This is a genomic window from Daejeonella sp. (assembly GCF_036405355.1).
Lineage (GTDB): Bacteria > Bacteroidota > Bacteroidia > Sphingobacteriales > Sphingobacteriaceae > Daejeonella.
Genome location: NZ_DASWXT010000095.1, coordinates 1 through 10,246 on the forward strand (window position 1 = coordinate 1; position 10,246 = coordinate 10,246).

Sequence of the window (10,246 nt, forward strand, 5' to 3'; positions counted from 1 at the left end):
AACTATAAGTAAAGAAACTAAAACTTTAATGGATAATGGGGTACGTTTAAATGCTATCGGAAACCTGTCTTCCCTGCCAGAAAAATGCCGTAAGCAATTAATGGAAGCAATAAAGAAGACCTCATTAAATACAAATTGCACACTCACTCTTGCGCTCAGCTACAGTTCAAGATGGGAAATTACCGATGCAGCCAAAAGAATAGCAATAAAAGTCAGGGACGGTGAGTTAAGGGCTGAGGATATTACCGAGGATGTTTTTGGCGCTCATTTGAACACTGCCGGCATTCCTGATCCTGAGCTGATGATCCGGACCAGCGGGGAACACAGAATCAGCAATTATCTTTTATGGCAAATTGCTTATGCTGAATTGTACTTTACTTCAAAATTATGGCCTGATTTCAGACGGCAGGATCTTTTTGAAGCCGTATTGGACTATCAGAAACGTGAGCGACGATTCGGTATGACAAGTGAACAGTTGAACTAATTTTCACTTTTAACACTTTTTAACAAGCTATTAGCTTAATTTAGCACCTTTAAGACACCAAATGAATCGCATTCTCATACTGTTTTTACTACTTATATCCGGTACTTCTGCAATGGCCCAGTTTGGGAGAACCGGGACTCCAACACCAGCAAGACCTGCTGCATCTAATGATGAACTTAGCTATCTGAATCCCAAAGACTTTGTTATTGGTGGAACTACCATTCTGGGTACTGAATTTTTGGATAAGGATGTTTTGATTACTATTTCTAAACTAACCAAGGGCGACAGAATAACCGTGCCGGGAGATGCTACTTCCAATGCCGTTAAAAATTTATGGGCTCAGGGATTATTTGATGATGTAAAATTAAACATCGCCGAAATCAGGTCTGATTCGATCTTTTTTGAGATTGAGGTAGTGGAACGCCCTCGTTTAACCAGAATCGAATTAATCGGGTTAAAAAAAGGCGAAATAGCAGATGTGCGCGAAAAATTAAACGATAAAACCGGAAAGGTCGTCAATGAGAATTTATTAAAAACAACTACTGATATTATCAAGAAACATTTTACTGAAAAGGGTTACCTATTCACAGATGTATTGATTGCCGAAAGAAAAGATACCTCAGAAGCGAATAATAAGATTCTGGACATTACAGTTGAAAAGAACGACAGGGTTAAAATAAGTGAAATTGTTTTTACCGGGAATAAAGACTTTAAAAACAAAAATTTAAAGAAATATCTTAAGAAGACTAAAGAAAAAGCCATTTACAAGGTGTTTGGATCTGGTAAATTTCTGCAGAATAAGTATGATGAGGATAAGCTGAACCTAATATCAAAGATGCATGAAAAGGGCTATCGGGATGCTGAAATCATCAAAGACACCACTTACCGCACAGGTAAAAGTACTATTGGCGTCAAAATTGACTTGCATGAGGGTCCTAAATATTATTTCGGGAATATAACCTGGGCAGGGAATGCCAAATATTCCACCAAAGTTCTGGAGACAATTCTGGCGATCAATAAAGGAGAAGTTTTTAGTGAGAAGAAGCTAGAAAGAAAGCTAACCAGTAGTCCGGGTGGAGATGATGTATCCTCACTTTATATGAATGATGGTTACCTTACTTTCAATGTGGATCCGGTTCAAACCAAGGTTTACGGTGATACCATCGATCTTGAGATGAGAATGTATGAAGGTCCGCAATACACCATTAACAATATTAAGGTTAAGGGTAATGAGCTAACCAATGATAAAGTAATTTTAAGAGAAATCCGGACCAAACCAGGGCAGAAATTCTCCAAAGAGCTTATTGTGAGAAGTACGCGTGAAATTGCACAATTAGGAAATTTTGACGATACTAAAACTGATCCTAAACCTATCAACATCAATCCTAATGATGGTACAGTGGATATCGAATACAATGTGGTCGAAAAACCTTCTGATCAGATTGAATTGTCAGGAGGTTTTGGCGGAGGACGTGTGGTCGGTACTTTAGGGTTAACGTTCAATAATTTCTCCGCTCGTAATCTTTTCAATAAAAGTGCCTGGAAGCCCTTACCGAAAGGAGATGGTCAAAAGTTGAGCATCAGGGGACAAACCAATGGTAAGTTCTATCAATCTTATAGTTTTTCATTCTCTGAGCCATGGTTGGGTGGAAAAAAACCTATTTATTTTGGTATCAGCGCCTTTACTTCGTTGCAGTCTAACGGACTCAGAAACGGGGATGCGAATCAACAGAAAATTCGCATGAATGGTATGACCTATAGCCTTGGTAAGCGTTTAAAATGGCCGGATGATTATTTTCAGGCAAATACCTCAATCAACCTGCAGCAATATATCCTGAACAATTATAATGCATTTATTTTTTCGACAGGTACTTCCTATAATTTTAACTTAACTCAGGAGATTAGCAGAAGTTCGGTCGATGCGCCCATCTTCCCAACATCGGGCTCGAATTTAAAATTGACTATTCAGGCAACTCCTCCTTATTCATTATTGAATAATAAGAATTATGCAATCGCAACAGATAAAGAAAAATACAGATTTACTGAGTATCATAAATGGAAGTTTGAGTCACAATGGTTTCAACGTATCTACGGAAAGCTGATTCTTAAGGCTCAGGCTCAATTCGGTTTCCTTGGTATTTACAATCAGGCGGTTGGGCAGTCGGCTTTTGAGCGATTCAAACTTGGTGGTGATGGTATGCAGGGATTTGATTTCCTTCAGGGATCTGAGATTATTGCAATGCGTGGTTATGCAAACAACGCCATTATTCCTGCCGGATCTAACCCAACGATTGCACAGGGATCTGGAAGTCCCTTGTTTAATAAATATGTTCTGGAATTAAGACATCCTATTACCGCCAGTCAGACTGCAACCATTTTCGTACTGGCCTTTGCTGAAGGAGGAAATACATGGAATTCATTCCGTGATTTCGCACCATTTAATATCAGACGTACGGCAGGAGTTGGAGCAAGAGTATTTTTACCTATTTTTGGTCTTCTTGGGATAGATTATGGCTTTGCCTTCGATAAGATACCAGGATTGCCTGATAGTGGAAGAAATCCATTCACTTTCAGTATTTCACAGGCCTTAAATGGGGGATTTAATTAAGAAATATGAAAAGAATTCTTATTATAGCTTTATTATTTGTCTTTACTAGTTTAGGGGCATCTGCACAACGTTTTGCATACGTGGATAGCGATTATATTTTGAAACATATTCCTGAATATAATTCCTCTCAAAAGCAGCTGGACGCACTTTCTGCGCAATGGCAGAAGGAGGTTGATGCAAAGTTTATCGCGATTGAAGGACTTTTTAAAGCTTATCAGGCCGATCAGGTTTTACTGACTGAAGCGATGAGAAAGACCAGGGAAAATGAAATAATTGAAAAAGAAAAGGAAGCAAAGGAATTTCAAAGACTAAAATTTGGGTTTGAAGGTGAACTTTTTCAGGTTCGGACTAAATTAATAAAACCTATTCAGGATCGTGTTTCTAAAGCAGTTCAGGCTGTTGCAGATGCTCAGCAACTCGATATGATATTTGATAAAAACAGCGAGATTACACTTTTATATGCAAGTCCGCGTTTAGACAAAAGTAATGATGTAATTACCAGGTTAGGTTATAAACCCGGAACAATAAATAAATAAGATCTCTCACAAATTATAAACAAAAAACAGAATACAAGAAAAAATGAAAAATTTATTAAAAATAGGAGTTGTTGCATTTGGAATGTTCCTTGCAGTAGGTACTGCAAATGCTCAGCAAAAATTTGGCCACATCAATTCTGCTGATCTGTTGCAGGCAATGCCAGAAATGAAAACAGCTGATGCAACTTTCCAGACCTTTGCGAAGGCAAAACAAACATCTCTTGAATTGATGGGTGCAGAACGTCAGAAATTAGTTACTTCTTACGAGGAAAAATATAAAACTCTTAGCGAGGCTAACAGAGCTACTTTAGAGAAAGAATTAACCACGCTTGGTGCAAGTATTCAGGATCTTGAGAAACGTATCACAGATGCTCAGGAAAAAGCTCAGGAAGAGCTAACTACAAAGCGTACCGAAATCTACCAGCCTGTCTTTAAAAAGGCAGAGGATGCAGTTAAAGCAGTAGCTAAAGAAAAAGGTTTTGCTTATGTTTTCGATGTTTCTCAGCCGGGAGTAGTTTATTTTGACGGAGGAACTGATCTGATCAATGATGTGAAAACTAAATTAGGCATCACAACTGCAGCTAAATAAGAGTTTAAATCAGAATAAAATCTAATGCGAAGCTAAATGCTTCGCATTTTTTTTGTTCAAACAATTCAACACAACTGCTCGAAATATTATTCTATTTTTGAAATATGAGTTCAGCACTTCCCATTGGAATTTTCGATTCCGGAATCGGAGGCCTTACGGTTGCAAATGCTATCCGAAAAATTTTACCAAATGAACAGATCATCTATTTTGGTGATACCGCTCACATGCCATACGGTGATAAGTCACCAGAAGCAATTAAATTCTACAGCCTCAAGATTGCTAAGTTCCTTCTGGATAAAAATTGTAAGCTCATTCTAATTGCCTGTAATACAGCATCAGCTCATGCCTATCATGAACTTGTGCATTTTCTTGGCGACAGAGTCCCTATTATCAATGTGATTGATCCGGTAGTAAATGCAATGCTTAATAAGGGAAAGTATAAAAAAATAGGGGTGATTGCGACAAAATCAACCATTCGGTCTGATATTTATGCTAAAAAGTTTAAAATAGCAGACCCTAATATTGAGGTTTCTTCACTGGCGACCCCCCTGCTGGCACCTATGATCGAGGAGGGTTTTTTTAATAATAATATCAGTAAAACAGTGATCAACTCATACCTGACCTCTCCAAAACTTAAAAAAATCGATAGTCTTATACTTGCCTGTACTCATTATCCCCTGATAAAGCCCGAAATATCTTCATTTTACGGTGGGAAGGTTGATATTATCAATACTGCTGAAATAGTTGCTGAAGACCTTAAGGAGTGCCTTACAAAGCTCGGTTTACTTAATGAAGGTCCTGCAAAACGCCATCAGTTTTTTGTTTCTGATTATACCCCTTCTTTCGCAAAAAGCACCCGTTTATTTTTTGGAGAGAAGATACATCTGTCTTATAAACCTATATGGGATTAAATTAAATTCTTTATAATAGATAGATTTAGTCTGCATTTATAAGCATAATACTTAAGTTTGCGTACATAAGCCCGGTAAATTGACTTTCTATCTGACATATGTACTAGTTGCTACCGCATTATTTGCATTTACAGCACTGTTTACCCTGTTTGCCTTATATTCTGAACGAAAAATTTCCGCATTTATTCAGGATCGCATCGGGCCGATGGAGGTTGGAAAATATGGTACCCTTCAGGCATTTGCCGACATCATAAAGATGCTTCAAAAGGAATTCATTATTCCGACAGCCGCCGATAAAATTCTGTTTATACTTGCTCCCATAGTTATTTTCGTTTCAGTTTACCTGGGTTTTGCAGCTTTGCCCTGGGCACCGGGACTCATACCTTCTTCCCTGAATTTGGGACTTTTTTACATTTTTGCGATACTTTCAATAGAAACTCTGGGAATATTAATGGCAGGCTGGGGCTCAAATAACAAATATGCCCTTTTAGGTTCCATGCGTTCGGTTGCCCAGATGATTTCTTATGAGATCCCTGCTGGTGTCGCATTAATTTCTGCTGTTATGATTGCACAAAGCCTGAATCTCCAGGAAATTAGTATCAGGCAGGGAATCCTTAGTACTGAGCAGGTTTATTTTCTTGGAATATGGGAGGTAAAGTCTGTTGGAGGTCTTCTTGCATGGAATATTTTTCAGGCTCCGCATCTGATCCTTGCCTATATCATTTACTTTATTGCTTCACTGGCTGAATGTAATCGTGCGCCATTTGATATTCCGGAGGCTGAATCAGAACTTGTAGGGGGCTTTCATGTTGAATATTCAGGATTGAGATTTGCTTTCATTTTTCTTGCCGAATATTCAATGATGTTTCTGGTAGGAATGATAGGGGTGGTTTTGTTCCTGGGTGGATGGAATACTCCGTTGCCTAATGTCGGTTTTGCTAAATTGGCCTTATGGACTACAGGGATTGGCTGGGGAATCTTCTGGATTCTCGTCAAGACGCTTGCGGTTGTTGCGGTACAAATCTGGATACGCTGGACCTTGCCAAGACTTAGGGTTGATCAGCTTATGAGCTTTTGCTGGAAGGTTTTAACTCCTTTGGCATTTTTATGTATGCTAATCTCGGGCTTGTGGAGGCTGGGTGTGATGCAATAGTAGGATTTTTAGAAGAAAATGCAGATATATCCTGTAATAAGATGATTAAAAAGGTATTACATGCTTTCAAAACTGTATTTAAAGGTTTAGGCCTGACCATGGGGCATTTCTATGCAGCTAGAGAGAGCAGGAAAGTATTATCTATTACGGATAAAGATTATTTTGCTCAAACCAATGGCATGACAACCATCCAGTACCCTCATCAGAAATTACCTGTACCAGAAGTTGGGAGGTACCAGCTGGATGTGGAAATGGATGATTGTATAGTATGTGATTTATGTGCTAAGATCTGTCCGGTTGATTGTATTGAGATCGAAAGTATAAAAGCAACTGAGGCTATCGGAAAAACTTCAGATGGCACAACTAAGCGTCTCTATGCTGCAAAGTTTGATATTGACATGGCAAAATGTATGTACTGCGGTTTGTGTACTGTTGTTTGTCCTACCGAGTGTATAGTCATGACCGATACCTATGACAGAAGTATGCCTGATTTGAAAGAAATGATCTATAAATTTTCGGATATGAAGCCGGAAGAGGCCGAAGAAAAGCGGCTTGCTCTGGAGAAACTGAATGCTGAACGAATGGCTGCAAAAGAAGCTGCAATGCAGCAGAAAACTCAAAATTGATTATGGGAGAGGAACAGATTATCTTTTACTTCTTTGCTGCATCGGTACTCATTTCTGCACTATGTGTGGTAGTTATGAAGAATCTGGTCAGAAGTATTTTTCTGTTTTTTGTAACTCTGTTTTCACTTGCGGCTCTTTATTTATTTGCACTGGCTGATTTTATTGCATTGGCTCAGATAGTTATTTATGCCGGTGGAGTACTGGTACTTATGCTTTTTGCCTTTATGTTATCTAACAGGGAATTGCTCAATAGTCTCAAACCAACAAATTCTGGCTTTAAGGTCAATAATTTTGCAGGAATTTTAATCAGCCTTTTATTCCTTTTAATATTGGCTTTAGTCATTATTAAAACTGATTTAAACCAATTAGTATGGATTCAGGAAAGTGTACCTGTTAATCCGGCTGACAATACTACACATCAGATTGGTATTTATACAATGACAACTTATCTGCTCCCTTTTGAAATACTTTCGGTATTTCTGATGATGGCATTGATTGGTGCGGCACATCTGGCCAGAAAGGGAGGGAAGGCATGATTCCAATTGCACATTTCATATTAATTAGTGCTGGCCTTTTTTGTATCGGCCTTTATGCAGTATTGACCAGAAGAAATGCAATTCAGGTTCTGATTGGTATCGAGTTTATGATCAATGCTGCGGTTTTGAATTTTGTCGCTTTTGGGAAGTATGATAAAATAGCAGGCGGAGGTCAGATGTTTGCATTATTTGCAATTGTTCTTGCAGCAGCAGGAGTTGCAGTTGCCCTTGCAATCATTTTAAATGTTTATAAATATTTCAAGTCGATAGACCCGACTAAAACCGATACATTGAAGGATTGATGGAAGGACTAAACTTTTTAGAAAACATTGGTTTGATTGCACTTTTAGCTGCGATATTGCCTTTATTTTCTTTTGTTTTTATACTTTCTTCAAAAAAGGGTGGAGGTGCCAACTTCGCATTATCAGCTATTTCACTGTCTTTTCTTTTGTCAATTTATCTGTTTTCACAGATTTGGAATGCAGAGCCTGAGCACAAGCAATTTTCCTGGTTTCTGATTGGGAAGGTTCAGTTTTATGCAGGGATACTTTTAAATAATCTTAGCGTTCTGATGATGGTTCTGGTCTCCGGAATCTCAGTTTTGGTTCATATTTATTCACGTGAGTATATGAAGAACGACCCCAATATTCACAGGTATTGGGCCTATCTGGGCTTATTTTGTTTCTCAATGCTTGGCCTTGTGATTTCGGACAGCTTATTATTGATCTATCTTTTCTGGGAACTGGTTGGTTTTTCATCCTATCTTCTGATTGGTTTCTGGTTTAGTAAACATGCAGCATCGCAGGCTGCTAAGAAAGCATTCATCATGAACAGAATAGGTGATTTAGGTTTTCTGACCGGAATCCTGATCATTTATACCCAGTTTCAGACACTTGATTTGATCAGACTTTTTGGAGATGGAGGTTTGATACGTACTGCCTCAATTGAAAATGGTTTATGGATAAGCGGCTCACAGCAAATACCTGTAATCTGGCTTAGTATTGCCGGTTTAGCCTTTTTTCTGGGTGCAATGGCTAAATCTGCACAATTCCCATTGCATACCTGGCTTCCCGATGCGATGGAGGGGCCTACTTCAGTTTCTTCGCTTATTCATGCAGCTACAATGGTTGCTGCCGGAGTGTTCCTGATCGCCCGGATCTATCCTGTTTTTGATCCTCTGGTATTGGATATAATGGTTTGGATTGGTGCTTTTACTGCTTTCATGGCAGCCACAATTGCTTTAACCCAAAACGATATTAAACGGATTCTGGCCTATTCCACAATCTCACAATTGGGTTTTATGGTTATGGCTCTCGGAATCGGAGCTTATTCTGAAAGCATTTTTCATTTAGCCACACATGCGTTCTTTAAATGTTTATTGTTTCTTGCCGCAGGTTCTGTGATTCATCAGCTCCATCATTATTGTGAGAAATACAGCCATGATTTTGATCACCAGGATATTCGCCTGATGGGTGGATTAAGGAAAAGAATGCCATTTGCTTTTTTGGGGATGTGTCTTGCTTCAGCGGCTCTGGTTGGGTTACCCTTAACTTCAGGATTTCTGTCAAAGGATGCTATTTTGATCAGGACTTTTGAATGGGCGACTACACGGGAAGGGGTAGTTGTGATCCTTCCCTGGTTAATGGTATTAACATCGTGGTTAACGGTTTTTTATATTTTCAGATTGGTTTTTAAAGTCTTTTTCGGAGAATCCAGAGAAATTAAAGCTCATAAACTTGGCCACATAAATGATTCACCGGTTCAGATGACGTATGTTTTACTCATACTTTCATTTTTTTGCACATTTATAGTCTTTGCTTTTAATCCTGCTTCTTTCGAATCGTCCTGGCTTTGGGAGGGATTTCAGGTATCCATGATTGGAGAAATCAGTATTTTTCACTGGCTGGTGCCTTTAATATTGAATTTTGGATCTTTTGTATTAATTTTTATAACCTACAGAATTTATGTTCTTGATAAAGGATTCCAATTAATGAACTATACCTGGCTCTATCATATTTCAAATCGGGAATGGTTTTTTAATCAGATTTATAGTTTTATGTTCATCAGATCTGTAGAAAAGCTTTCCCTGCTCTCGTATAGATTTGATAGAACAGTAATTGACGGTTTGGTTATCAGTATGGCCAGATTAACAAAAATAATATCTTCAATTATCGACTGGTTTGACAGAAGAATCATTGATGGTTTGGTCAATGCTAGCGGCTCATTTTCAAGATACATTGGCCGGTTTTTCAGAAATTTTCAATCGGGCAGATTACAACATTATCTTACAACTATGTTGCTTCTTGTGCTCTCATTTTTTATTTTAAGTTATCTTATATGAGATTAATTCAATTATTCATCTCCGTAAAAGGGCTCAGGGGAGGGTCAATATGAATCTGCTTTCTATTCTCATATTCCTGCCAATCGTGGCCGCCTTGCTGATTCTGGTCCTTCCATCAGGCTATCAGCAGAGGTTTAAATTCATTAGTCTTGGTGTCAGTCTGATCCAATTTATATTAAGTGTCTTTATCTATACCCGTTTCAATAGCGCTGTAGCAGGAATAAATAGGGAAGAACAGTTTCAGTTTATTGAAAAATTACCCTGGATTCGTCTTGATCTTGGAGGAATAGGCAAACTGGAGATTGACTATTTCTTAGGTATCGACGGTTTATCTATGCCATTTCTAATGCTGAGTGCTCTGGTCATGTTTGTGGCTACCCTGGCATCCTGGGAAATTAAAACAAATCTGAAAGCATATTTCTCCTTGTTCCTGTTGCTGAACACGGCAGTAATGGGAGTTTT

At 38.5% G+C, this 10,246-nt stretch carries 10 protein-coding genes and 1 pseudogene; all 11 read left to right on the forward strand.

The window, feature by feature from the left end:
• On the forward strand, window positions 1-484 hold a 484-nt coding region (uppS, locus tag VGE44_RS11740; RefSeq protein ID WP_331079230.1), incomplete at its 5' end, for a polyprenyl diphosphate synthase.
• 61 nt (window positions 485-545) lie between these two features.
• Window positions 546-3,092, forward strand: coding sequence for a BamA/OMP85 family outer membrane protein (locus tag VGE44_RS11745; RefSeq protein ID WP_414649329.1), 2,547 nt, complete (start codon window positions 546-548; stop codon window positions 3,090-3,092).
• Window positions 3,093-3,097: 5 nt separating this feature from the next.
• Entirely contained in the window at window positions 3,098-3,628 is a 531-nt protein-coding gene (locus VGE44_RS11750) for an OmpH family outer membrane protein (protein ID WP_331079232.1), read from the forward strand.
• A 43-nt stretch (window positions 3,629-3,671) separates the two neighbouring features.
• Window positions 3,672-4,217: an OmpH family outer membrane protein gene (locus VGE44_RS11755; RefSeq protein WP_331079234.1), complete on the forward strand. Its 546-nt coding sequence runs from the start codon at window positions 3,672-3,674 to the stop codon at window positions 4,215-4,217.
• Window positions 4,218-4,321: 104 nt separating this feature from the next.
• Window positions 4,322-5,128: a glutamate racemase gene (murI, locus tag VGE44_RS11760; RefSeq protein ID WP_331079236.1), complete on the forward strand. Its 807-nt coding sequence runs from the start codon at window positions 4,322-4,324 to the stop codon at window positions 5,126-5,128.
• A 79-nt stretch (window positions 5,129-5,207) separates the two neighbouring features.
• On the forward strand, window positions 5,208-6,281 hold the full coding sequence (nuoH, locus tag VGE44_RS11765) for an NADH-quinone oxidoreductase subunit NuoH (protein WP_331079238.1): 1,074 nt from the start codon (window positions 5,208-5,210) through the stop codon (window positions 6,279-6,281).
• Between the two features lie 41 nt (window positions 6,282-6,322).
• Entirely contained in the window at window positions 6,323-6,907 is a 585-nt protein-coding gene (locus VGE44_RS11770) for a 4Fe-4S binding protein (RefSeq protein ID WP_331079248.1), read from the forward strand.
• A gap of 2 nt (window positions 6,908-6,909) precedes the next feature.
• Window positions 6,910-7,443 (forward strand): NADH-quinone oxidoreductase subunit J, encoded by a 534-nt coding sequence (locus VGE44_RS11775; protein ID WP_331079240.1) that lies wholly within the window; start codon window positions 6,910-6,912, stop codon window positions 7,441-7,443.
• The gene (gene nuoK / locus VGE44_RS11780) at window positions 7,440-7,745 is read left to right on the forward strand and encodes an NADH-quinone oxidoreductase subunit NuoK (protein WP_331079242.1); all 306 of its coding nucleotides are present in this window, start codon (window positions 7,440-7,442) and stop codon (window positions 7,743-7,745) included. Before VGE44_RS11775 ends, nuoK begins: the two co-directional genes overlap by 4 nt.
• Window positions 7,745-9,784, forward strand: coding sequence for an NADH-quinone oxidoreductase subunit L (nuoL, locus tag VGE44_RS11785; protein WP_331079244.1), 2,040 nt, complete (start codon window positions 7,745-7,747; stop codon window positions 9,782-9,784). Before nuoK ends, nuoL begins: the two co-directional genes overlap by 1 nt.
• A gap of 49 nt (window positions 9,785-9,833) precedes the next feature.
• Window positions 9,834-10,246, forward strand: a pseudogene (locus VGE44_RS11790) (NADH-quinone oxidoreductase subunit M); the annotation flags it as partial.